This window comes from Ramlibacter sp. bp-362, from assembly GCF_054956735.1.
Window position 1 is genome coordinate 1 of record NZ_JBUDXE010000085.1, and the last position, 235, is coordinate 235.

1 protein-coding gene is annotated in these 235 nt (G+C 56.2%); it reads left to right on the top strand.

Annotation, left to right across the window (positions count from 1 at the left end; translation table 11 throughout):
- On the top strand, nt 1–235 hold a 235-nt coding region (locus ACY0MJ_RS22510), incomplete at both ends, for a hypothetical protein (RefSeq protein ID WP_462640788.1).

Below are 235 nucleotides of genomic sequence, written 5' to 3' on the forward strand. Positions count from 1 at the left end.
TTCGCCGAACACTTGACGAGCAAATACAAGAACTACGCCGTCATCGCCTTCGACTGGCCCTGCCACGGCGCCGACGCCCGCAAGAAGTTATCCCTCCCGGAATGCATGAACTATCTGACCTGGGTCGTCGACTACGCCAAGACCGAGCTCCAGGCCAAACACATCTACAACTATTCGACGAGTTTCGGCGCTTACATCACCCTGCGCTACCTCATCGAAAAGGGCAATCCCTTCC